Genomic DNA, 22242 nt, shown 5'->3' with positions numbered 1-22242 from the left:
ATCAGTGACTAACGTGTGCCATCCAGCGTTTCTCAGCCTTGCGGAACAGGCTGATTAACACGTAGGAGATGATCAGATACAGCACCGCCGCGATGCCGAAGGCGTAGAACGGCTGATAGGTCGCGGCGTTGATGTCGCGCGCGATCTTCAGCAGATCCGGCACGGTGGCGGTAAACGCCAGCGCGGTGGAATGCAGCATCAGGATCACCTCGTTGCTGTAAGCCGGCAGCGCGGTGCGCAGTGCCGAAGGTAAAATGATGCAGCGGTACATCTTGAAGCGCGAGAAACCGTAGGCGTTGGCGGCCTCGATTTCACCGTGCGGCACCGAGCGGATCGCCCCGGCGAAGATCTCGGTGGTATAGGCGCAGGTGTTGAGCGTCAGCGCCAGGATGGTGCAGTTGAGCCCGCTGCGGAAAAACGCATTGAGAAACTCGCTGCCGCGCACGATCTCAAGGCTGTACATGCCGGAGTAGAACACCAGCAGCTGCACGTACAGCGGCGTACCGCGAAACACATAGGTGTAGAGCCACACCGGGAAACGCACCCAGCGAAGGGAAGACACGCGCGCCACCGCCATCGGGATCGCCAGCAGCCCGCCCATCACCACCGAGGCGATCAGCAGCCACAGCGTGATCGCCACGCCGGTGAAGCGGTAGCCGTCGCTCCACAGCAGCGACTGCCAATACTGTTGCAGGATCTCAATCATAGCTCGGCCCTCTTGACGCCCAGTGAGTAACGCCGTTCAAGCCACAGCAGCACGCCGTTGGAAACGGTAGTGAAGACCAGATACACCACGCCGGCCACGATGGCGAAGAAGAACGGCTGATAGGTGCCTTTCCCCGCCAGCTGAGTGGCTTTGACCACGTCGTTTAGGCCAAGGATCGACACCAGCGCCGTCGCCTTCAGGATCACCTGCCAGTTGTTGCCGATGCCCGGCAGGGCGAAACGCATCATCGCCGGGAACAGAATGCGCCGGAAGATCTGCGCGCCGCTGAAGCCGTAGGCCGTCGCCGCTTCGATCTGCCCTTTCGGCACCGCCAGATAAGCGCCGCGGAAGGTCTCGGTAAAATAAGCGCCGTAGATAAAGCCGAGGGTTATGATGCCGGCACCGAGCGGATCGATATCGATCTGCGCGAAGCCCAGCAGCGTGGTGATATTGTTCAGCGCGATTTGCAGACCGTAAAAGATCAGCAGCATCAGCACCAGATCGGGCACGCCGCGGATCAGCGTGGTATAGGCGCCGAACAGGCCGGAGATAAAGGGGTTATGAGACAGTTTGCCACCGGCGCCGATCAGGCCGATCACCACCGCCAGCAGCACGGAACTGAGGGCCAGCTCCAGCGTCACCAGAGCCCCCTCGAAAATCAGTTGGGAATAGCCTTGCAGCATCTACTTCACCCTGTGGTCTAGGATCCGAACCATCGGGGCCGGCACGCCGGCCCCGCAGTCACAGCATGGAACGGTAAGCGGATTACCCGCCGTAGACGTCAAAGTCGAAGTACTTTTTCGCGTATTTGTCGTAGGTGCCGTCTTTGCGCATCTCGGCGAAGGCTTTGTCCAGCGCCGCTTTCAGCTCGGTATCGGTCTTGCGCAGCCCCATGCCGGTGCCGACGCCGAAGAACTTGTCATCCTTCACCGATTCGCCGGCGAACGCATAGTCTTTGCCCGGCGGCTGTTTCAGGAAGCCGTCGCTGCCCGCCACTTCATCCTGGAAGGCGGCGTCGATACGCCCGGAAGCCAAATCGGCGTAAACCAGATCCTGGTTCTGGTAAGGCACGACGGTGATGCCCTTCGGCTGCCACATGGCGTTGGCGTAGGCTTCCTGGGTAGTGCCCTGCAACACGCCCACGCTCTTGCCTTTCAGGGCGTCCACGGTAGGCAACAGCTTGGATCCTTTCGGCGCGATCAGACGCGCGTTGGCGGCATACAGCTTGTCGGTAAAGGCGATTTCCTGCTGGCGTTTTTCGGTGATGGACAGCGAAGAGATGATGGCGTCGATTTTCTTCGCCTTGAGGGATGGGATCAGCGCGTCGAAGTCGCTCTCCACGAAGGTGCATTGGGTATTGATGCGTTTGCACAGCTCTTTGGCCAAATCGATGTCAAAGCCAACCAATTCGCCTTTGGCGTTTTTGGATTCAAACGGTGCGTAAGTCGGATCGGTGCCAATCTTCAGCGTGGAAGGAATGGCGGCAAAGGCGCTGCTGGCGGCGCTCAAAGCCAGAACTAACGGCAAAATCAAAACCCGCTTTTTCATAAATTACCCTCAAATTGATTTTTTTGATGCCACTACGGGCATTACTTTTCCCCACCAAATCAATTTGCAGTAATCGTGCCACATTAGGTGCTACGGGCGGAGGGAACGGCTCCGGCCTTCACAATACTGTTTCCTGGGACGATAACCGCAAAATTAAATCGGCCGCTCGGGGCCGCGCCACTGGCAGCCGCGATAAGGCGGCGCCATGAAACAGTGAACGTGATGAAGTGGGATCATTATGGTGCATGCGCCGCCCTAATTCAGTGCGGTGTTGCACAAATGTACCAATTTGGGGATGAAAATGTTAATCAGCGCCCTGCCAGCGGGTGAACAGATCGGCCGGCAGTTCGATATCAAACTGATCGATCACCCGATTGACGGTCTGATCGATGATGTCTTCCACGCTTTTCGGCTGGTGGTAAAACGCCGGCACCGGCGGCATGATCACCGCCCCCATCTCCGCCGCCTGCGTCATCAGCCGCAGGTGCCCAAGGTGCAGCGGCGTTTCCCGCACGCACAGCACCAAACGGCGGCGCTCTTTGAGCACCACGTCGGCGGCGCGGGTCAGCAGCCCGTCGCTGTAGCTGTTGACGATGCCGGACAGGGTTTTGATCGAACATGGCAGGATCGCCATACCCAGGGTTTTGAAAGAGCCGGAGGAGATGGCGGCGGCGATATCGCGCGCATCGTGAACCACATCGGCCAGCGCCTGCACTTCACGCAGGCTGTACGGCGTTTCCAGCGCCAGCGTCTGTCGTGCAGCGTTGCTCATCACCAGATGGGTTTCCACCTCTGCGACGTCGCGCAAAACCTGTAACAGGCGCACGCCGTAGATCGCGCCGCTGGCGCCGGAAATGCCGATGATGAGTCGTTTCATGAAAAATGGCCTCTGCCGTAAAAAGTAAAAAATAAGATCAGGCAGACTTTGCCGCAATGGCGAGGGATAAGCAAGTTCACAGGAGCAAGGCGCACCGCCGCAGACGCGGCGATGCCCCCTGATGGATCAACGCAGGCGGTTAGCCTTCGTTATGCAGTTCCAGATTTTCCGCTTCGGTTTGTCCCCGCAGCGCCTTGGCGTCGTCGTTACGCAGCGACTCCAGGTATTCCAGATAGCTTTGATCGACGTCTTTGGTCACGTAGATGCCGTTGAATACCGAGCATTCGAACTGGGTGATGTCCGGGTTTTCTTCACGCACCGCTTCGATCAGATCGTCGAGGTCCTGGAAGATCAGCCCATCGGCGCCGATGATTTGGCGGATTTCATCCACTTCGCGCCCGTGGGCGATCAGTTCGTTGGCGCTCGGCATGTCGATACCGTAGACGTTAGGGAAACGCACTTCCGGCGCGGCGGAAGCCAGGTACACGCGCTTGGCGCCCGCTTCGCGCGCCATCTCGACGATCTGCTCTGAAGTCGTGCCGCGCACGATGGAATCATCCACCAACAGCACGTTCTTGTCGCGGAACTCGGCGCGGTTGGCGTTCAGCTTGCGGCGCACCGACTGACGACGCGCCTGCTGGCCCGGCATGATAAAGGTGCGGCCGACGTAGCGGTTCTTCACAAAGCCCTGGCGGTAGGGTTTGTCGAGAATGCGCGCGATCTCCAGCGCGATGTCGCAGGAGGTTTCCGGGATCGGGATCACCACGTCGATGTCCAGATCTTCCCATTCGCGGGCAATCTTCTCACCCAGCTTCTGGCCCATGCGCACGCGGGCGCTGTAGACCGAGATCTTGTCCATAAAGGAGTCCGGGCGCGCGAAATAGACGTATTCGAACAGGCACGGATTGGTTTTCGGATTCTCTGCGCACTGGCGGGTGAACAACTGGCCCTTGGTGGTGATGTACACCGCTTCGCCCGGCGCCACGTCGCGCAGGAATTCAAAGCCCAGGGTATCCAGCGCCACGCTCTCGGAAGCCACCATATACTCGCTGCGGCCATCTTCCAGCGTGCGCTTGCCGATCACCAGCGGACGAATGCCGTACGGGTCGCGGAACGCCAGCAGGCCGTGGCCGATAATCATCGCCACGCAGGCGTAAGCGCCGCGCAGTTGCTGATGCATGGCGGCGACCGCGGTAAAGATGTTGTCGGCCTCCAGCGGATAATGCGGGAAGCGATCCAGCTCGCTGGCCAGCACGTTCAGCAGGATTTCCGAGTCGGAGGTGGTGTTGACATGGCGGCGGCCGCTTTCGAACAGCTTTTGGCGCAGCTCATGGGCGTTGGTCAGGTTGCCATTGTGGGCCAGCGTAATGCCGAACGGCGAGTTGACGTAGAAAGGCTGGGCCTCAGAGGCGCTCGAGCTGCCGGCCGTCGGGTAACGCACATGGCCAATGCCCATGTTGCCCTGCAAGCGTTGCATATGGCGCGCCTCAAATACATCCTTCACCAGGCCGTTGGCTTTGCGCAAACGGAACCCGTTGTGGGCGTCAATGGTGACGATGCCTGCGGCATCCTGGCCACGGTGCTGAAGCACCGTCAGCGCATCATAAATCGACTGGTTTACCGGCATGAAACCGGCGATACCGACAATACCGCACATGTTGTCTTTTCCTCATCAGCGCTACCGCCCCGGCAATTGGGTCGGCAAGAAACTCGACGTGCTCTGCAGGTAGTCAAAGAACCACCTGATGACGTAACTGAACTGGGGAATGAGCTGCGACTGTTTCCAGTCGGCACTCTGTGAAAAGCCGGTAAAGGTATCCAGGAAGAACAGGATCGCCGCGACGATCAATACTCCGCGCAGCGCGCCGAAGCAGATGCCCAACACCCGGTCGGTGCCCGACAACCCGGTTTTCTCTACCAGTGAGCTAATCACATAGTTAACAATAGCCCCTACGATCAAGGTCGCGATGAACAAAATCGCGATCGCGATGCCGTTTCGCACCAGTTCATCTTCAAAACGAGTGAAATAGACCGCAAGGTAAGAGTAGAAATGGCTGGCAACAAAAAACGCACATCCCCATGTCACAAGTGACAATGCTTCGCGAACAAACCCTCGGATCAGGCTCACCAGAGCCGAAAATCCAATCACCGCTATAATGACGTAATCAATCCAGACCATGAACTATTCCAATGATGAATCGCCCCTGCATCCAATTCGCGGCGAATTCTAACAGAAAAAGAAAACGTTTGCGTAGGGGATTTCCTACCACGTTACAAATAAAAAGCGGCGATCAAAAAATTCCCAATCGCCGCGCCTACATAGGTGATTTCGCCTGTAAAAGGCGCGGTTTTTCTCGCTTTCTCTCCACCACTCCTTAATTCAGGGGCGCATCGTGCTGCGCCCCTGCGGGGTTTAACGGCCGTACGGCTTCACCTGCCCGCTCAGCCCGCTGATCGAGTTCAGCGACGGCAGCGCCGCCTGCAGCTTCTGCTTGGAGGCATCCGGGCCGACGTAGATGCGGGTGATCTGCCCCTGCACCGGCGTTGACGGCACGGTAAAGGCGCGATAGCCCGAGAGGCGCAGCGAGGCGACAATCTCGTTCGCCTTGGCGGCATTTTTCAACGCCCCGAGCTGCACAACGTAGGCTTGCCCGGCCGGCGCTTTTTCTTCCGCCGGTTTCGGCTGCGGCGTCGGTTCAGGTTTCGGCGTCGGCTCCGGCTTCGGTACCGGCTTCACTTCCACCGGTTTCGGTTGCGGCGCCGGTTTCGGTTTCACTTCCACCGGTTTGGTTTCTACCGGTTTCGGCTTGGGCTGCGGCACCGGCTGAGGACGCGTCTCGACCGGTGGCGGCGCCACCTGCGCCGGCTGCTGAGCACCTTGCCGCACCGCCTGCTGCGCCGCCGCTTCGTTGGCCGCCTGCTGTTCGACCAGCGCGCCCGCCCCTTCCGGCGGCTGCGCCGGTAGCGGTTGTGTCACCGGTGGCAGCACGTCGTTCTCTTCGACGTCGCCCGCCTTCGGCACCAACGGAATGGCCGCGAATTCATCCTCGTAATGCTTCTTTTTACCGTCCAGCAACCCTGGCAGGATGATCACCCCCAGCGCCACCAGAATCACGGTTCCGACCAGTCGGTTCTGAAATTTACTCGCCACTCACACTCCCCGCATCTCGTCTGACGCCGCCATCACCTGCGCCACGGTGTGGAACGATCCACAGACGATCACAATATCCTGTTTATCAGCATCCTGCATAGCCTGCCGCCAGGCAGTTTCGACATCATTAAAGCGGCGCGGTTCCGTCAGATGTTGCGCCAGCTGTTCGACGCTGGCGCCGCGCGGCCCGTCGAGCGGCGCGCAGTACCATTCATCCACCTGCTCGCTGAGGCAGGCCAGCGTGCCGGCGATGTCCTTATCCGACAGCATGCCCACCACCGCGCGCACCTTGCCGCCGTTGCGCGGCAGTTTGGCCAGACGCCCGGCCAGATAGCCGGCGGCGTGCGGATTGTGCGCCACATCGAGGATCAGCGTCGGCTCACGCCGCACGATCTGGAAGCGCCCAGGCAGCGTCGCCTGCTGCAGGCCGGTGAAAATCGCGCGTTCGTCGATTTCCAGCGGAGAACAGTTGAGCGCCGCCAACGCGGTAGCGGCGTTGGCCAGCGGTACGTTCGGCGTCGGCAGATCGGTCAGCAGCGTGTCGCCGCCCTGCCACTGCCAGCGATCGCCCTGCTCGCTGAAGCGCCAGGCTTCGCCGCGGCGAGACAGCGGCGCGCCCAGCGTTTCGGCAACCTGGCGAATGCTGTCCGGCATGTCGGGTTCACCGACCACCGCCGGTTTGCCGCTGCGAAAAATACCGGCCTTTTCACGGCCGATGCTTTCGCGATCGTTACCCAGCCAGTCGGTGTGATCGAGCGCAATGCTGGTGATCACCGCCACGCTCGGATCGACGATGTTGGTGGCGTCGAGGCGCCCGCCCAGGCCCACTTCCAGGATCACCACGTCGAGCCGCGCCTGTTTGAACAGCTGCAGCGCCGACAGGGTGCCGAATTCGAAATAGGTCAGCGACGTTTCGCCGCGGCCGGCTTCAATGGCGGCGAACGAGCGGCTGTGCTCCGCTTCGCTCAGCTCTTCCCCCTGAATGCGCACGCGTTCGGTATAGCGCACCAGATGCGGCGAACTGTAGACGCCGACGCGCAGGCCGGCGGCCAGCAGAATAGCTTCAAGGGTGCGACAGGTGGTGCCTTTGCCGTTGGTGCCGGCAACGGTGAACACCGTGGGTGCGGGGGTCAGTAAATCCAGATGCGCCGCGACGCGCTGTACGCGCTCAAGGCCGAGTTCGATCGCCTGGCTGTGCAGACGTTCCAGATAATAAAGCCACGAGCTTAATGGCGACGTGGCTTGGGGAATTTGGTGGTTTTGCATGAGTCCCATCACTGAACTTGGGTTCATTAATCCATCAGGGCACCACCCTCACCGCGGTAAAGGCGATGCGCTTCGTGACTGCCGCCAGCCTGCCAACCGCAGCGGATAGGCTACGGCCGGCGGAGAGCGGGCATCAGCCGTCACTTAGCCACAAAGTGGCGGCTGAGCCCGGGCGGGATCTGTCTTTGCCTCAGGCGTCGGCCTGCTGCTCCGGCTCAATGACCGGCGCGGCCTCATCGAAATGCGGCTGCGGCTGGTTGGTCAGCTTGGACAGAATGCTCGCCAACGTTTGGCGCATTTCCGGACGGCGAACGATCATGTCGATCGCGCCTTTTTCGATCAGGAACTCGCTGCGCTGGAAGCCCGGTGGCAGTTTCTCGCGCACGGTTTGCTCGATAACGCGCGGGCCGGCAAAACCGATCAGCGCTTTCGGCTCGGCGATATTGATGTCGCCCAGCATCGCCAGGCTGGCGGAGACACCGCCCATGGTCGGGTCGGTCAGCACGGAGATATACGGCAAGCCGCGCTCCTGCATTTTGGCCAACGCCGCGCTGGTTTTCGCCATCTGCATCAGCGACATCAGCGCTTCCTGCATACGCGCGCCGCCGCTGGCGGAGAAGCACACCAGCGGACAGTTGTCCTCCAGCGCCTGCTCAACCGCACGCACGAAACGCGCGCCGACCACGGAAGACATCGAGCCGCCGATGAAGGCGAATTCGAAGGACGCGGCGACGATCGGCATACCGTACAGCGTGCCCTTCATCACCACCAGCGCGTCTTTCTCGCCGGTCGCTTTCTGTGCGGCGACCAGACGATCTTTATAGCGCTTGGAATCCTTGAATTTCAGAACGTCCTTCGGCTCCAGATCGCTGCCCAGCTCCACTTCGCTGCCTTCATCCAGCAGGGTATGCAGACGCGCGCGCGCGCCCATACGCATGTGATGGTCGCACTTCGGGCACACTTCCAGATTCCGCTCCAGCTCGGCGCGGTAGAGAACCTGGCCGCAGCTGTCGCATTTAGTCCAGACCCCTTCAGGAATGCTCGCCTTACGGGTTTGTGTGATATTGCTCTTGTTAAGAATTCGTTCAATCCAGCTCATCGATGACCTTTCTGTTTGAACCTGGCACACGCCAGTCCGCTGTTCATGCTTTAACAATCCCCCCGAAAACACCCCAATGAAAAAATGCCCGTTCGCGGCGCGGCAAGCGCGGCGACTGAGGCATCGGCTTCAGGGTTGTTCGCAGGAACAGACCATAATGTCGCTCATTAAACCATATCGGCCCGACGCTGTGGACAAAAAACTGGTCGAACCGACAGGTTAAGCGATGTTTTTACTGTTTTTGCTGGCGGGCGGCCGCGCGCTTGTGGCGCCAAATTTCAATCACGCCCGGCAGAATCGAAACGATGATGATCCCGACGATCAACAGTTTCAGGTTCTCCTGCACCACCGGCAGATCGCCGAACAGGTAGCCAGCATAAGTGAAGAGCAGCACCCAAACCAGTGCGCCAATCACGTTGTAGGCGGCGAAGTGGCGATAGGACATATGCCCCATACCGGCGACGAACGGCGCAAAAGTACGCACGATCGGCACGAATCGCGCCAGAATAATCGTTTTCCCGCCGTGCTTCTCATAAAACTGATGCGTTTTATCCAGGTAGCTGCGGCGGAAAATTTTCGAATTCGGGTTGCTGAACAGCTTCTCGCCGAACAACCGCCCGATAGTGTAGTTCACCGCATCGCCGAGGATCGCCGCCGCCACCATCAACGCCACCATGGTGTGCACGTTCAGATCGTTGGTCGGCAACGCCGCCAACGCGCCGGCGACGAACAGCAAAGAATCCCCCGGCAGGAACGGCGTCACCACCAGACCGGTTTCACAAAACAGGATCAGGAACAGAATAGCGTAGACCCACATGCCGTATTGTGCGACCAGTTCGGCCAAGTGCACATCAATATGCAGAATGAAATCAATAATAAACTTGATGATGTCCATAAATTCTCTCATTGATGCCGGGCGTTTCAATCACCCGGCAGAAGCACAAGGGAGCGACGCTTTCAGGCGTGCCGGCGTTTAATCGTCGGGCAAAAACAGCGGCCCCATCGGCGGCCGCGGCAGACCAAAGTGGTCAGGGTAATCCACGGCAACCAGATACAGCCCCTCGGCTCGCGCCGTCGCCGCCGCCAGATTGCGATCCTTCAGCGCCAGCAACTCGGCCATCCAGTTCTCATCCTGATTGCCGCAGCCGATCTCCATCAGGCTGCCGACGATGTTGCGAACCATGTGATGCACGAAGGCATTCGCCTTGATATCTACCACAATATATTCGCCGTAGCGCGTAACCTTAACGTGTTTTACGCAGCGCCACGGGGTGCGCGACTGGCATTGCACCGCGCGGAACGACGTGAAATCGTTCTCGCCCAGCAGCGCCTGCGCCGCCCGATGCATGCGATCGGCGTCCAGCGGGTGATAAAAATGCGTTACCCCCTGCTGCAGCACCGCCGGCCGGTAGCGATGGTTGAAAATGATATAGCGGTAGCGGCGCGCGGTGGCGCTGAAACGCGCGTGAAAATCGTCGGCAACGGGGCTCACCCAACGCACCGCAATATCCGGCGGCAAATGGGTATTCACCCCCATCGTCCAGGCGGCGTCCTTGCGGCGCGCAGTGGTTTCGAAGTGCACCACCTGCCCGGTGGCGTGCACCCCGGCGTCGGTACGCCCGGCGCACAGCACGGTAATCGGTGCATCCGCCACCTTGCTCAACGCCTGCTCCAGGCGTTCCTGCACGCTGGCCACTTCTTGCTGCCGCTGCCAGCCGTAATAACGGCTGCCGTCATATTCGATGCCCAGCGCTACCTTCAGCGTCGGCTGAGCGGGCGAGACCACCTCAGACATCAGTACATCTGCTCCTGCACCAGACGCTCGGCGGTTTCGATAGCCATCAACGCGCCGCCGAAGCGCACATTGTCCGCCACCGTCCAGAACTGCAGCAGCTCGGGGATGCCGTAATCGTTACGCAGGCAACCGATGCTGAGCGCATCGCTGCCGGAAGCGTCGGTGACCTGGGTCGGGTAATCGTCCTCTTCGCTCAGCTGAATATCTTCGACCTCTTCGAGCTCGCTGCGCGCCTCTTCGGCGGACAGCGGGCGCAGCGCTTCCAGGTGCACCACCTGCGCGTGACCATAAAACACCGGCGACTGAACGCAGCTCACCGAAATCGGCAGCCCTTCATCCTGCAGCACCTTGCGCACCTGATCGACGATCAGGCGCTCTTCGCGCACGCTGCCCTGCTCGTCGGCGACAAGCGGCAGCAGGTTGAACGCCAGCTGTTTACCGAAAACGCCTTCCTCGGCCGGAATGCCGTTCAGCAGGCGCGCGCTCTGGCCGGCCAGATCGTCCACCGCCACCTTGCCGCGCGACGATACCGACATCAGCGTGGTGACGTGCAGACGCGACAGCCCCGCCTGTTCGGTCAGCGGTTTGATCGCCGTCAGCAGTTGGCTGACCATGCTGTCGGCCACCGCCACGATATTGCGGTTACGGTAATCCGCCAGCACCTGCGGGTTCACGCCCGGCACCACCAGCGGCACATCCGGCTCCATGGCGAACAGGCCGCTGGTGTCGATCACCAGGCAGCCCATGTTGCCGGCTTCTTCGGCATAGCGCGCGGAAGCGTCGCTGCCGGCGACGAAGAAGGCCAGCTGCGCCTGCGACCAGTCGAACTCTTCGGCATTTTGCACCAGAAGAGACTTGCCGTTGAAGCGCACATTGGCGCCCGCGCTGCGTTCGCTTGCCAGAGGATAGAGCTCACCCACCGGGAACTGGCGTTCCTGCAACAATTCCAGCAACGCTTCACCTACCGCGCCAGTGGCGCCGAGCAGCGCGATATTCCAGCCGTCAGACATCGGGTTTTCTCCAGAGTATTTCATTCATAAAAGCACACGGGCAGTGCAATCACCGCCCGATAATCTTTACCGCTCACTGTAGCGGCGTTGGCTTAAGACAACCTTACGCCCTACGCCACGCTGAAGCCCAGCTTGCCGAGCAGCTCGGCGCTGGCGCTGTCATCGCATTGCACGGCCAGCGAAGACCACTCGCGGCGCTCCTGGTAGTGCTTGCGCAGGCGATCGAATTCGCCCGGTTGCCCGGCGACTTTGCGCAATGGCGCATCATCGCGGCGCACATCATACACCAAGTGCATCAATCGTTTTAACCGCGCTTCATCCAGCGGCCCGTTGAGGCGGATCTGGCTGAACTCCGGCACCGGCAGTAGCGAGGCCAGCGCCACCTGCTGCGGCTGCCCCAGATGGCGGCTGAACGCTTCGAACACCTGGGTGGTGCCGCGCGCCTTGCCTTCCAGCGTATACCCGGCGATATGCGCGGTGCCGATATCCACCCGCGCCAGCAGCGGCAAGGCGAGGTCCGGCTCCGGTTCCCACACGTCCAGCACCGTGCTCAGCTTTTTGCCCTTTTCCAGCGCCTGCAGTAGCGCGGCGTTATCCACCACCGGCCCGCGGCAGGCGTTGATCAGAATGCGGTTGTCCGGCAGCGCCGCCAGCAGGTCGGCATCCGCCAGATGCAGCGAATGGTATGGGCCGGATTTATTCAGCGGCGTATGGAAGGTCAGCACATCGGCCTCGGCCACCAGCTTCTCCAACGGCCAGAACTCCCCGGCGTCGCCGCGATCGGCGCGCGGCGGATCGCACAGCAGCGTGCGCACGCCCAACGCTTTGAGGCGCGCGTCCAGGCGGGAACCGACGTTGCCCACGCCGACGATGCCGACGGTTTTATCCCGCAGGTGGAAGCCGTCGCGTTCGGCCAGCAGCATCAAGGCGGAGAACACATACTCGACCACCGCGATGGCGTTGCAGCCCGGCGCGGCGGAAAACCCGATGCCCTGCCGTTGCAGCCAGGCGTCATCGATGTGATCGGTGCCTGCGGTGGCGGTGCCGACAAAGCCGATGCGGCTGCCGGCCAACAGGGCTTCATTGACCTTGGTGACCGAACGCACCATCAGCGCATCGGCATCCGCCAGCGCCTCAAGCGGGATCGGACGCCCCGGCACCGCCTGCACGTCGCCCAGGCGGCTGAACAGCTCGGCCGCGTACGGCATATTTTCATCAACCAGAATTTTCACTGCGTTCTCCGACGGTTTACGGCTATTGGTCTGAGAAATAGTGTGCCACTGAATCAGGCACGGCGAAAGCGCTCAGGGGTGGTGCCGGCGATCTGCTGGAACATGACGATAAAGGCCGACGCGGAGCTGTAGCCGACGTCCAACGCCACGTCCTGCACGGTTTTGCCCTGCTCGAGCAACGACACGGCATGCAGAAAACGCAGGCGCTGGCGCCACTCGCTGAACGACATGCCCAGATCCTGCTGGCAGCGGCGCGACAGCGTGCGCTCGGTGGTGTAGACCCGCGCCGCCCACGTTGCCAGCGAGGTGTTGTCCGCCGGGCAATGCTCCAGCGCTTCCAGCACCGGCGCCAAAAATTTGTCGTCCGACGACGGCAGATAGGTTTGCTGACGCGGCGACAGGCGCAGCTGGTCGATCAGCACCTGACAGAGGCGCAAATCCTCCTCCGCCTGCGGAATGTACTGCTTGCGCGCATAGAAATCCTCGGCGATGGCACGGAAGATGGGCGTTACGCTCACCAGACAGGGGTCGGCCGGCATGCCGGCGCACAGCGCCGGCGTAATGTCCACCATGCGGCACTGCGCCAGTCGCTGGTTGTAGCAGGAGTGTTCGATGCCCGCCGGCGCCCACAACACGAACTCCGGCGGCGCCAGAAAGCGCTGCCCGCCGATGCGCAGCACCATCACCCCGGCTTTGACCCACATCAACTGGCCCCAGGTGTGGCTGTGCGGCTGGAATTCGGTGCGCGCGTTAAACTCTTCACAGCGGAACTGCACCGGGTTGGGCGCCGGGATCAGCGACTCAGGGAAATGGCGGATTTCTGGCATGGTTTCGTCCCGTGATTTGTCTTGTTTACGCCGATTTTTGTCTGGATATCGCTATATATGATAAACCGGACACGCGTAGACTAGCCAGCATGTTGGACGTTATTGAGAATAATTATCATGAATATGCTCTTCCCACTGTTGGCCGTGCTGATATGGTCGATTAATGCCGTTGTCAGCAAACTCTCCGCCACCGCCATCGATCCGGCGGCCATTTCACTTTACCGCTGGCTGCTGGCGCTGATCGCCCTGACGCCGTTCGTGCTGCCGGGCGTGCTGCGCAATTGGGCGCAGGTACGCGCCAACTGGTGGAAACTAATGATCCTCGGCTTGCTGGGCATGGTGCTGTATCAAAGCCTGGCCTATTACGCGGCGCACAGCGTCAGCGCGCTGTTTATGGGCATCATCGTGTCGCTGATCCCGCTGCTGACCATCCTGATCAGCATCGTCCTGCTGCGCATTGCGCCGACCGTCGGCGTGCTGCTCGGCAGTATTCTCTCCTTCGGCGGTTTGATCTGGCTGGTCAGCGGCGGCCAGCCCGGCGTGCTGCTGCAGCACGGTATCGGCAAGGGGGAATTGATGATGCTGCTCGCCACCGCCTCTTACGCGCTGTATGGCGTGTTGACCAAACGCTGGGCCATCGCGCTGCCGAACTGGCAATCGCTGTACGTGCAGATCCTGTTCGGCGTGCTGCTGCTGCTGCCTAATTTCCTGATGGCGCAGGATGTCGGCTTGAACGGCCATAACCTGCCGCTGGTGCTGTTCGCCGGCATTCCGGCTTCGATCATCGCCCCGTTCCTGTGGATCCAGGGCGTGATGCGCCTGGGCGCCAACACCGCCTCGATCTTCATGAACCTGGCGCCGGTGTTTACCGCCGCTATCGCCGTGCTGTTCCTGCATGAGCAGTTGCACGGTTATCACCTGATCGGCGGCGGCATTACCCTGCTGGGCGTTATCCTGTCGCAGCGGCTGCGCACGCCGCTGACGCGTAAAGCCAAAGCCCCGGCGGCCGACGTCGAGTCCTGCAAAGAACAGGCTTAAGGCAACAGCCTGAAACGCACCCGTACCAACAGACCGCCCAGCGCGGCGGAGCTCAACAGCTCCGGGCGGGTGCCGTGATAGGCGGTGATGTCCTTCACCAGCGCCAGCCCCAGGCCGGCGCCCGGCTGATCGCCCACGTTGTCCAGCCGGTGAAATGGCTGCAGCGCCAGCGCCTTGTCCTGCAAGGCGATGCCGGGGCCGCTGTCTTCAATCTCCAGCACGCCTTCCCCCGTCGCCTTCTCCTGCGTGAGGCGAGCGGTGACCACGCCCTGACGCGGTGTGTATTTCAACGCGTTGTCCAACAGGTTGGCGCACAGCTCGGCCAACAGCAGCGGTTCCCCCGCCACCTGACACGCCGCTTCACCTTCGAAGCCGAGATCGATCTGTTTGCTGCGCGCCTGCGGCAAGCGAGAGAAACAGGCGTCGCGCAGCACCTGCGCCAGGTTGACCGGCTGCAGCTTGCGCTCGGCCTGGTGCTCGCTGGCCTTCAGGCGTGAGAGATACAGCAGGCGGTCGGTCAGTGCCACGGTATTGTCCAGCGTCGCGCTCATCGCCTGCAGGCTTTCGCGCCACTGCTGCGGCCGATCGCTGGCCAGCGCCACCCCGACCTGAGTCTTCAACACCGCCAGCGGCGTGCGCAGCTGGTGGGAAGCGTCGGCGCTGAAACGTTCCTGACGCGCCACCATCAGCCGCAGCCGTTCGATATAGCGATTGAACGCCACCAGCAGCGGCTGCATCTCCGACCACGGCAATACCCGCGGCAAGGGCGTCAGCTCGCCCGGATCGCGCCGCAGCATGATGCCGGAGAGTTTACGCATCGGCTTCAACACCCGCTTGAGCAGCGCGAACGCCAGGATCAGGGTCAACACCACCACCGTGCCCTGACTCAGCAGCGCCGCGATCATCATCTGCCGCGCCAGGTAACGGCGCGACTCCAGGGTTTCCGCCACCAAAATGGTCGCCATGCCGCTCACCCCCGACTCGTTGACCGGCTGAAACAGCGCCGCCACGCGGATCGGCCGGCCGAGATATTCCGCATCGTAAAAATGCACCAGCGCCGGGTAGAGCGTGGAGCGCGGGATATGGGGCGGCAGCGACGGCAAATCGTCATAACCCGAGATGCTTTTTCCCTGCGGCGAAATCACCTCGTAATACAGCTGATCGTTCATGTTCCGCTCGAAGCTGTCGAGCACCACATAGGGCACATCGACCGCCAGCTTGCCTTCGCGCACCACCAGTCGCTCCGCCACGGTGCGCGCCGACGCCAGCAGCGTGCGATCGTAAGCCAGAGTGGCGGCGCTCATGGCGCTGAAATAGTGGGTGTAGATGGAGATACCGCCCAACGCCAGCAGCGGCAGGCCAAAAAACAGCAGCAGTTGATAGAACAGCGAACGCGGGGCGTTAAACCACCGCATTGCACAGCTCCAGGCTGTAGCCCAGACCGCGCAGCGTGACGATCGCCACGTCGCTGCCCTGCAGCTTTTTCCGCAGGCGGTGTACGTAAAGCTCGATGCTCTCCGGATTGGCCTCGTCGGACAGCGTAAACACCTGCTCGAACAGCTGTTGTTTGGCCACCGGGCGGCCGCGCCGATGCATCAGCGCGGTCAACACCGCCAGTTCGCGCGGCGTCAGCGCCAGCGGCTTGCTCTCCAGCAGAAAATAGCCTTCGTCATGGTAGGTCAACGCGCCGTACTGCAACGCCGGCTGTGGGGCGCCGACGCTGCGGCGCAGCAGCGCCCGAATACGCGCCTCCAGCTCGTCCAATTCGAACGGCTTGGTGAGGTAATCGTCCGCCCCCAGATTCAGACCCCTTACCCGATCGGCCACGTCGGTGCGCGCCGTCAGCAACAGCACCGGCAGATCCTGCCCGCGCTTGCGCAGGCGCGCCAGCAAATCCAGGCCGTTCAAACGCGGCAACGCCACATCCAACACCGCCAGCGCATAACGCTCGTTGAGCAACAGATGATCGGCCGCCACGCCGTCCGGGGCGACGTCGACGGCAAACCCGGCGCCGGTCAGCGCCTTTTGCAACCAGTGAGACAGCTCGGGGTGATCTTCAACCAATAACAGTCGCATGTTCCCATTCCATTGATTTACCTGAACAACCTGGCGCCGACACGGCGTCCGTTAACAGGCTGATAACAAAGGATGGCATGGAAAATAAGGGGATAAAAGAGCGCCGCGCCGCCAGTTTTGGGAGCTGGCACACAATTATGCGTATGGAGCGCGATCGCAGGGCGGCGTCAGATCAGCGGAATGGGGCTATCGGCAACGGCAATGTCCAGCACCGGGCGCAGCTTGTCGGCGGTAAACGGCGAAGAAACCAGCACGGAGCGGTTGTTGGCGGCAAACACCAGATCGATGCCGGTCACGCAGGCGGTCATCTGACAGGCATACTTTTCACCGTCAGCGTTGACGAAATGCAGCTCAAACACGCCAACCTCGGCGCGCAGGCGCTTCAAACGACACTGCCCGCTTTCTCCCGCCATCTCGGCGTAGACCTCAGGCAACCGTTTAATTGCGCATACTTTGGCGCTGTCCCTGCCACCAAACAATTTCCCTAACGAAAACATATTACTGCGTCTCTATTCATTTCACTGATCATGATTTTATCGCAAAAGCAGAACGGCAAACCTGATATTACGCAGGATTTTGGCCGGTTTAGCGCCCTGTTCTTGCCCTCGTTTCTATGGTAGCGCACCCGCCATTCGCTGGCGACAAGAGACCCTAATCACAGACTGGAAACTTTTCCGGCCACTGAAAGGTAAATGAAAGGTTGTTGTTTTAACAATCCTGCAACCGCACCCGGCGGGATTTCACAACCAGAACAATACCGAGGGCAAGTCACAATGAAAAAAATAATGACCCGAACCTTTACCGCCGCCGCCCTGTTGCTGGCGGCCTCTCAGTCCTTTGCCGCAGAGGCGCCCAAACGCACCGAATGCATTGCGCCGGCCAAACCCGGCGGCGGCTTCGATCTGACCTGCAAACTGATTCAGGTGTCGCTGCAGGATACCAAGGCCATCGATAAACCGATGCGCGTCACCTATATGCCCGGCGGCGTCGGCGCGGTGGCCTACAACGCCATCGTCGCACAGCGCCCGGCGGAGTTCGGCACCGTGGTGGCCTTCTCCGGCGGCTCGCTGCTCAATCTGGCCCAGGGCAAGTTCGGCCGCTACAACGTGGACGACGTGAGATGGCTGGCGGCGGTCGGCACCGACTACGGCATGATCGCAGTGCGCGCCGACTCGCCTTACAAAACCCTGAAAGACCTGATGGACGCTTTCCAAAAAGATCCCAACAGCGTGGTGTTCGGCGCCGGCGCCTCCATCGGCAGCCAGGACTGGATGAAAACCGCGCTGCTGGCGCGTGAAGTCGGCGTGGATCCGCGCAAGATGCGCTACGTGGCGTTCGAAGGCGGCGGCGAGCCGGTCACCGCGCTGCTGGGCAACCATATTCAGGCGGTTTCCGGTGACCTGAGCGAGATGGTGCCTTACCTGCAGGGCGACAAGATCCGCGTGCTGGCGGTGTATGCCGAGCAACGTCTGCCGGGCCAGCTGGCCGACATTCCGACCGCCAAAGAGCAGGGATACAGCCTGGTGTGGCCGATCATTCGCGGCTTCTACGTCGGGCCGAAAGTCAGCGATGAAGAGTATCAGTGGTGGATCGACACCTTCCAGAAAATGATGGCGACCGAGGAATTCAAGCAGCAGCGCGATCTGCGCGGCCTGTTCGAATTCAACCTGACCGGCAAAGAGCTGGACGCCTACGTGAAGAATCAGGTTGCCCAATACCGTGAGCAGGCGAAAGTGTTCGGCCTGGCCAAATAACCGCAGGGGAAAACCATGAGCGATCGTATTTTTGCCGGCTTTTGGCTGCTGCTGTGTATCGGCGGGCTGTTCATCGGCTGGGGCATCCAGAGCGAATACAGCTATGAACCGCTGGGGCCGCGCCCGTTCCCGCTGGCGATCCTCAGCCTGATGGCGCTGTGCGCGGCCCTGCTGTTGCTGCGCCGCCCGCAGGCGGTGGAGTGGCCGCACAGCAAGGTGCTGCAGCGGCTTCTGGTGCTGGTGATCACCCTGGTGCTGTATGCCTGGGGCTTTGAATGGCTCGGCTTCCCGCTGGCGACCGCGCTGCTGACGTTCAGCATCGGCCTGTTGTTTCAGGCCAGCCTGCCGGCGGCGGCCATCTCCGGCGTCATCATGGGCGCAGCGTTGTACTACGCCTTTGACCAACTTCTCGATGTCACACTGCCGCTCGGCGCCTGGCTGAGCTAACGGGAGCGATGATGGATACCTGGATGTATTTGACCCAAGGGTTTGAAGTGGCGCTGGTGCCGCAGAACCTGATTATCGCCCTGATCGGCTGCTTCGTCGGCACCATCGTCGGCCTGTTGCCGGGGCTGGGGCCGATCAACGGCGTGGCGATCCTGCTGCCGCTGGCGTTCGCCCTCAAACTGCCGGCCGAATCGGCGCTGATCCTGCTGGCGACGGTGTATATCGGCTGCGAATACGGCGGGCGCATCTCGTCGATTCTGCTCAACGTGCCGGGCGACGCGGCGGCGATCATGACCGCGCTGGACGGCTACCCAATGGCGCAGCAGGGGCGCGCCGGCGTGGCGCTGTCCATCTCGGCGGTCAGCTCGTTCGTCGGCTCGATGATCGCCATCGGCGGCATCATCCTGTTCGCGCCGCTGCTGGCACGCTGGTCGCTGGCCTTCGGCCCGGCGGAATATTTCGCCCTGATGGTGTTCGCCATCGCCTGCCTCGGCAGCATGATGAGCCAGAACCCGCTGAAATCGCTGCTGGCGGCGCTGATCGGCCTGGGGCTGGCGACGGTGGGCGTCGACGCCAACACCGGCGTTTACCGCTTTACCTTCGACAGCGTGCACCTCTCCGACGGCGTGCAGTTTATCGTGGTGGTGATCGGCCTGTTCTCGGTCAGCGAAATCCTGTTGATGCTGGAAAGCACCAGCGCCGGGCAAAAGCTGGTGCGTAAAACCGGCCGGTTGCTGTTCAACCGCAAAGAGGCGGCGCAGTGCGCGGGTCCGACCCTGCGTTCGTCGGTGATCGGTTTCTTCGTCGGCATTCTGCCGGGCGCCGGCGCCACTATCGCCAGCGCGCTGACCTACATGACCGAGAAGAAAATCAGCGGCAACAGCGATACCTTCGGCAAGGGCGATATCCGCGGCGTAGCAGCGCCGGAAGCGGCCAACAACGCCTCGGCCTGCGGTTCGTTCATTCCGATGCTGACGCTGGGGGTGCCGGGTTCCGGCACCACGGCGGTGATGATGGGCGCGCTGACGCTGTACAACATCACCCCCGGCCCGGCGATGTTCACCGAACAGCCGGATATCGTCTGGGGGCTGATCGCCGCGCTGCTGATCGCCAACGTCATTTTGTTGATCATGAACCTGCCGCTGGTCGGTCTGTTCACCCGCATGCTGACCATCCCGCTGTGGTTCCTGGTGCCGGCGATCGCCGCGGTTTCGGCGGTGGGGGTTTATGCGGTGCACAGCACCACCTTCGACCTGCTGTTGATGGTCGGGTTGGGCGTGTTCGGCTACATTCTGCGGAAAATGCATTTCCCGATGTCGCCGCTGATTCTGGGCTTTGTGCTGGGTGAGATGCTGGAACAAAACCTGCGCCGCGCGCTGTCGATCAGCAACGGCGAGTTCGGCATTCTGTGGAGCAGCAGCATCGCGCAAACGCTGCTGGTGCTGGCGGTGGCCGTGCTGGCGCTGCCGCCGCTGCTGCGCCTGATGCGCAAACGCCGCCAACCGGCGACCGAGGCCAAGGCCGAGTAACGCGAAACGGGCGGGGATCCCCCGCCCGTTATGTTTAACGGCCTAAGGCCGCCATTCTTCTTTCCAACGCCCCGATATCGTTATCGGCAAGCAACGGCTGGATCGCCGCAAACTCCGCCTCGGACAAGTCATAGAGGCGCAAGGCAAGCAACCGTGCGATGACTTCCGGCGCGAACCGCCAACGGATAAACCTCGCCGGGTTACCGCCGACGATGGCATAAGGCGCAACATCGCCGGCCACCACGCTGCCGGCGGCGACGATCGCCCCCTCGCCTATCGAGATCCCCGGCATCAGCATCGCCCGCATGCCGATCCAGCAGCCGTCACCCAGCCGGGTATCACCTTTGGGACGGTATGCCTGCTTGATGGTTGCCATAAACGGGTACAGGCTCAGCCAGTCGATGCGATGGGTGTGATTACCGCCCATCAGGATCACCGCTTCGGCCGCGATGCACACATAATCGCCGATCAGCAGGCGATCTATTTCGCCCAGCGGCTGCCATTGGCGGCTGACCGCGTCGCCGTGCAGATAGCGCACCACCGAGCGTTCGAAGCCGCTATCCCAGCAGTCGCTGTAGTAGCTGTGGGTGCCTTTGACGATGATATTCGGGTTGGTCACCGTCTGATGCAACAGTTCGGTTTGGGACCAGTGTTTTTCGGACATGGCGTATTCTCTTGTTACCGGAATAAAAGCCACGGAACGGAATGTCTGTGGCCGTGTTGTCGTTCACTCAACACGGCCATTCAAGCGATAAGCGCTCGTTTCAATCTCGGGTTATTCATCATTAGTGCCTCCCTTGCGAGGCACAAGGGTAACCGATCACGCCTCGGCGGTCTTGCTTTTCAACAGCAGCACCCCGCCCATCACCAATGCGCTGCCCAGCAGCTGCAGCTGATTCATGCTTTCCCCCAGCAGGAAATAGGCGATCACCGCGGTGAACACCAGTTCCAGCGACAGGATCAGGTTGGCCACCGCCAGCGGCAGCGTTTTCAGGCTGATGTTATACAGCCCGAAACCCAACAGCGTCGGCCCGGCGGCCAATGCCAGCAGCAACAGCCAGCCGCTCCACTGGATGCCTTGCGCGCCGTGCGACAGGAACCACAAATCGCCGGCCATGCCGTGGAACGCCGCCAACGGGAACGCCGTCAGCGCCGCGTTGAACGCCAGCTGATACAACGCCGAAAAACCGAACACGTACAGGATGGTGTTCCACACCGGATAGCCGCGTTCGCTGGCCACCCGCCCGCCGAGGGTATACAGGGTATAGCCGATGCCCGACAGCATCCCTACCAGCAGCCCCAGCAGATCGAAGTGGCTGTTCCCCATGCTGTCGCCGTTGCTGACCAGGAAGCAACCGCCCAGGCTGATGGCGATCACCAGCAGTTGGCGCAGCGTCAGGCGCTCGCTGTACATCACCCAGCCGAGGAACACGGTAAAGCCCACCGAACAGTAGGTCAGTATGGTCGCCACCGACGCGCCATTCAGCGCTACCGACAGCGTCCACAGGCTGTTGAACAGCGCCAGCAGCAGCCCATAAAGCGCGTAGAACACCACCTGCTCACGGCGCAGACGCGCCCACTGCGGTTTCACCAGCAACAGCAGCGGCAACAGCACCAGCGCCACCAGCGCCGCGCGCCAGAACGCCAGCACGAAGGTCGGCAGCTGATAGTACTCGGTCAGCGCGCGGATGATGATGGCGGTAAAGGCCAGCAGCATGGCGCTGATAATGGCGATGACGTAACCCTGGCTGCTGCCCTGAAAGAGACGTGCGCCGGGCAACGCCGGCCGGGCGGAAACGCCTGACGGTAATGACATGAGATCCTCGGGAAAATGGCGACATAAATGCTCAGGCGCACAGTGTAACGCGGCCATTTTTTCCCACTATA

At 61.3% G+C, this 22242-nt stretch carries 23 protein-coding genes; 4 read left to right on the top strand and 19 right to left on the bottom strand.

Annotated features, from left to right (window positions below):
- Position 1 precedes the first annotated feature (1 nt).
- From AC2CGQ_RS02405 to AC2CGQ_RS02340, 14 genes are all read right to left on the bottom strand, one after another.
- The gene (locus tag AC2CGQ_RS02405) at positions 2-706 is read right to left on the bottom strand and encodes an ABC transporter permease (protein ID WP_004936100.1); all 705 of its coding nucleotides are present in this window, start codon (positions 704-706) and stop codon (positions 2-4) included.
- Positions 703-1389 carry a histidine ABC transporter permease HisQ gene (locus tag AC2CGQ_RS02400; RefSeq protein WP_015378590.1) on the bottom strand — a complete coding sequence of 229 codons (687 nt, stop codon included), beginning with the start codon at positions 1387-1389 and terminating at the stop codon, positions 703-705. Before AC2CGQ_RS02400 ends, AC2CGQ_RS02405 begins: the two co-directional genes overlap by 4 nt.
- A gap of 82 nt (positions 1390-1471) precedes the next feature.
- A complete protein-coding gene (gene hisJ, locus AC2CGQ_RS02395) occupies positions 1472-2254 on the bottom strand; it encodes a histidine ABC transporter substrate-binding protein HisJ (RefSeq protein WP_004936109.1) in 783 nt (260 codons plus the stop codon).
- Positions 2255-2558: 304 nt separating this feature from the next.
- On the bottom strand, positions 2559-3131 hold the full coding sequence (locus tag AC2CGQ_RS02390; protein WP_004936112.1) for a UbiX family flavin prenyltransferase: 573 nt from the start codon (positions 3129-3131) through the stop codon (positions 2559-2561).
- Positions 3132-3270: 139 nt separating this feature from the next.
- On the bottom strand, positions 3271-4788 hold the full coding sequence (gene purF, locus AC2CGQ_RS02385) for an amidophosphoribosyltransferase (RefSeq protein WP_033632500.1): 1518 nt from the start codon (positions 4786-4788) through the stop codon (positions 3271-3273).
- 21 nt (positions 4789-4809) lie between these two features.
- A complete protein-coding gene (gene cvpA, locus AC2CGQ_RS02380; RefSeq protein WP_004936119.1) occupies positions 4810-5310 on the bottom strand; it encodes a colicin V production protein in 501 nt (166 codons plus the stop codon).
- A gap of 234 nt (positions 5311-5544) precedes the next feature.
- Entirely contained in the window at positions 5545-6282 is a 738-nt protein-coding gene (dedD, locus tag AC2CGQ_RS02375; RefSeq protein ID WP_015378591.1) for a cell division protein DedD, read from the bottom strand.
- Positions 6283-7548 (bottom strand): bifunctional tetrahydrofolate synthase/dihydrofolate synthase, encoded by a 1266-nt coding sequence (gene folC, locus AC2CGQ_RS02370; RefSeq protein WP_033632498.1) that lies wholly within the window; start codon positions 7546-7548, stop codon positions 6283-6285.
- A gap of 190 nt (positions 7549-7738) precedes the next feature.
- Positions 7739-8647: an acetyl-CoA carboxylase, carboxyltransferase subunit beta gene (gene accD / locus AC2CGQ_RS02365; RefSeq protein ID WP_004936126.1), complete on the bottom strand. Its 909-nt coding sequence runs from the start codon at positions 8645-8647 to the stop codon at positions 7739-7741.
- 232 nt (positions 8648-8879) lie between these two features.
- Positions 8880-9542, bottom strand: coding sequence for a DedA family protein (locus AC2CGQ_RS02360; protein WP_064289764.1), 663 nt, complete (start codon positions 9540-9542; stop codon positions 8880-8882).
- 78 nt (positions 9543-9620) lie between these two features.
- Entirely contained in the window at positions 9621-10442 is an 822-nt protein-coding gene (truA, locus tag AC2CGQ_RS02355; RefSeq protein WP_015378593.1) for a tRNA pseudouridine(38-40) synthase TruA, read from the bottom strand.
- Complete coding sequence (locus AC2CGQ_RS02350; protein WP_004936134.1) at positions 10442-11452, bottom strand: aspartate-semialdehyde dehydrogenase; 1011 nt, start codon at positions 11450-11452, stop codon at positions 10442-10444. The genes truA and AC2CGQ_RS02350 overlap by 1 nt, the downstream gene beginning before the upstream one ends.
- Before the next feature lie 110 nt (positions 11453-11562).
- Complete coding sequence (pdxB, locus tag AC2CGQ_RS02345) at positions 11563-12684, bottom strand: 4-phosphoerythronate dehydrogenase PdxB (RefSeq protein WP_088381811.1); 1122 nt, start codon at positions 12682-12684, stop codon at positions 11563-11565.
- A gap of 53 nt (positions 12685-12737) precedes the next feature.
- Positions 12738-13511, bottom strand: a complete 774-nt coding sequence (locus AC2CGQ_RS02340; protein WP_015378596.1) for an AraC family transcriptional regulator — start codon at positions 13509-13511, stop codon at positions 12738-12740.
- A gap of 117 nt (positions 13512-13628) precedes the next feature.
- Here AC2CGQ_RS02340 and AC2CGQ_RS02335 point away from each other — a divergent pair, with 117 nt between their 5' ends.
- Positions 13629-14549 (top strand): DMT family transporter, encoded by a 921-nt coding sequence (locus AC2CGQ_RS02335; RefSeq protein ID WP_004936141.1) that lies wholly within the window; start codon positions 13629-13631, stop codon positions 14547-14549.
- Here AC2CGQ_RS02335 and AC2CGQ_RS02330 read toward each other — a convergent pair.
- The 3 genes from AC2CGQ_RS02330 to AC2CGQ_RS02320 form a co-directional block, all read right to left on the bottom strand.
- Positions 14546-15964 carry a sensor histidine kinase gene (locus AC2CGQ_RS02330; RefSeq protein ID WP_004936144.1) on the bottom strand — a complete coding sequence of 473 codons (1419 nt, stop codon included), beginning with the start codon at positions 15962-15964 and terminating at the stop codon, positions 14546-14548. The two genes, AC2CGQ_RS02335 and AC2CGQ_RS02330, sit on opposite strands and share 4 nt — an antisense overlap.
- The gene (tctD, locus tag AC2CGQ_RS02325; RefSeq protein ID WP_004936146.1) at positions 15951-16625 is read right to left on the bottom strand and encodes a transcriptional regulator TctD; all 675 of its coding nucleotides are present in this window, start codon (positions 16623-16625) and stop codon (positions 15951-15953) included. Before tctD ends, AC2CGQ_RS02330 begins: the two co-directional genes overlap by 14 nt.
- Positions 16626-16792: 167 nt before the next feature.
- Positions 16793-17038, bottom strand: a complete 246-nt coding sequence (locus AC2CGQ_RS02320; RefSeq protein WP_229705507.1) for a hypothetical protein — start codon at positions 17036-17038, stop codon at positions 16793-16795.
- A gap of 360 nt (positions 17039-17398) precedes the next feature.
- Between AC2CGQ_RS02320 and AC2CGQ_RS02315 the strand changes: the two genes are divergently transcribed.
- The 3 genes from AC2CGQ_RS02315 to AC2CGQ_RS02305 are packed head-to-tail and all read left to right on the top strand — an operon-like array spanning position 17399 to position 20355.
- The gene (locus AC2CGQ_RS02315) at positions 17399-18379 is read left to right on the top strand and encodes a Bug family tripartite tricarboxylate transporter substrate binding protein (RefSeq protein ID WP_082996553.1); all 981 of its coding nucleotides are present in this window, start codon (positions 17399-17401) and stop codon (positions 18377-18379) included.
- 15 nt (positions 18380-18394) lie between these two features.
- Complete coding sequence (locus tag AC2CGQ_RS02310; RefSeq protein ID WP_048324522.1) at positions 18395-18826, top strand: tripartite tricarboxylate transporter TctB family protein; 432 nt, start codon at positions 18395-18397, stop codon at positions 18824-18826.
- Between the two features lie 11 nt (positions 18827-18837).
- On the top strand, positions 18838-20355 hold the full coding sequence (locus AC2CGQ_RS02305; protein ID WP_082996552.1) for a tripartite tricarboxylate transporter permease: 1518 nt from the start codon (positions 18838-18840) through the stop codon (positions 20353-20355).
- Positions 20356-20389: 34 nt separating this feature from the next.
- On the opposite strand, the gene AC2CGQ_RS02300 is transcribed toward AC2CGQ_RS02305, so the two are convergent.
- The gene (locus tag AC2CGQ_RS02300) at positions 20390-21019 is read right to left on the bottom strand and encodes a CatB-related O-acetyltransferase (RefSeq protein ID WP_082996551.1); all 630 of its coding nucleotides are present in this window, start codon (positions 21017-21019) and stop codon (positions 20390-20392) included.
- A gap of 156 nt (positions 21020-21175) precedes the next feature.
- Positions 21176-22171, bottom strand: a complete 996-nt coding sequence (locus AC2CGQ_RS02295) for a DMT family transporter (RefSeq protein ID WP_048324527.1) — start codon at positions 22169-22171, stop codon at positions 21176-21178.
- Positions 22172-22242: the final 71 nt, after the last annotated feature.

It is taken from the genome of Serratia sp. DFXYC6 (assembly GCF_057196085.1).
This window is presented reverse-complemented; position numbering and strand designations above follow the sequence as displayed.

Coding starts and splice junctions, on each gene's coding strand:
- AC2CGQ_RS02405 (WP_004936100.1), bottom strand. CDS start 706: ATGATTGAGATCCTGCAACAGTATTGGCAGTCGCTGCTGTGGAGCGAC.
- AC2CGQ_RS02400 (WP_015378590.1), bottom strand. CDS start 1,389: ATGCTGCAAGGCTATTCCCAACTGATTTTCGAGGGGGCTCTGGTGACG.
- hisJ (WP_004936109.1), bottom strand. CDS start 2,254: ATGAAAAAGCGGGTTTTGATTTTGCCGTTAGTTCTGGCTTTGAGCGCC.
- AC2CGQ_RS02390 (WP_004936112.1), bottom strand. CDS start 3,131: ATGAAACGACTCATCATCGGCATTTCCGGCGCCAGCGGCGCGATCTAC.
- purF (WP_033632500.1), bottom strand. CDS start 4,788: ATGTGCGGTATTGTCGGTATCGCCGGTTTCATGCCGGTAAACCAGTCG.
- cvpA (WP_004936119.1), bottom strand. CDS start 5,310: ATGGTCTGGATTGATTACGTCATTATAGCGGTGATTGGATTTTCGGCT.
- folC (WP_033632498.1), bottom strand. CDS start 7,548: ATGCAAAACCACCAAATTCCCCAAGCCACGTCGCCATTAAGCTCGTGG.
- accD (WP_004936126.1), bottom strand. CDS start 8,647: ATGAGCTGGATTGAACGAATTCTTAACAAGAGCAATATCACACAAACC.
- AC2CGQ_RS02360 (WP_064289764.1), bottom strand. CDS start 9,542: ATGGACATCATCAAGTTTATTATTGATTTCATTCTGCATATTGATGTG.
- truA (WP_015378593.1), bottom strand. CDS start 10,442: ATGTCTGAGGTGGTCTCGCCCGCTCAGCCGACGCTGAAGGTAGCGCTG.
- AC2CGQ_RS02350 (WP_004936134.1), bottom strand. CDS start 11,452: ATGTCTGACGGCTGGAATATCGCGCTGCTCGGCGCCACTGGCGCGGTA.
- AC2CGQ_RS02340 (WP_015378596.1), bottom strand. CDS start 13,511: ATGCCAGAAATCCGCCATTTCCCTGAGTCGCTGATCCCGGCGCCCAAC.
- AC2CGQ_RS02335 (WP_004936141.1), top strand. CDS start 13,629: ATGAATATGCTCTTCCCACTGTTGGCCGTGCTGATATGGTCGATTAAT.
- AC2CGQ_RS02330 (WP_004936144.1), bottom strand. CDS start 15,964: ATGCGGTGGTTTAACGCCCCGCGTTCGCTGTTCTATCAACTGCTGCTG.
- tctD (WP_004936146.1), bottom strand. CDS start 16,625: ATGCGACTGTTATTGGTTGAAGATCACCCCGAGCTGTCTCACTGGTTG.
- AC2CGQ_RS02320 (WP_229705507.1), bottom strand. CDS start 17,038: ATGGCGGGAGAAAGCGGGCAGTGTCGTTTGAAGCGCCTGCGCGCCGAG.
- AC2CGQ_RS02315 (WP_082996553.1), top strand. CDS start 17,399: ATGAAAAAAATAATGACCCGAACCTTTACCGCCGCCGCCCTGTTGCTG.
- AC2CGQ_RS02310 (WP_048324522.1), top strand. CDS start 18,395: ATGAGCGATCGTATTTTTGCCGGCTTTTGGCTGCTGCTGTGTATCGGC.
- AC2CGQ_RS02305 (WP_082996552.1), top strand. CDS start 18,838: ATGGATACCTGGATGTATTTGACCCAAGGGTTTGAAGTGGCGCTGGTG.
- AC2CGQ_RS02300 (WP_082996551.1), bottom strand. CDS start 21,019: ATGTCCGAAAAACACTGGTCCCAAACCGAACTGTTGCATCAGACGGTG.
- AC2CGQ_RS02295 (WP_048324527.1), bottom strand. CDS start 22,171: ATGTCATTACCGTCAGGCGTTTCCGCCCGGCCGGCGTTGCCCGGCGCA.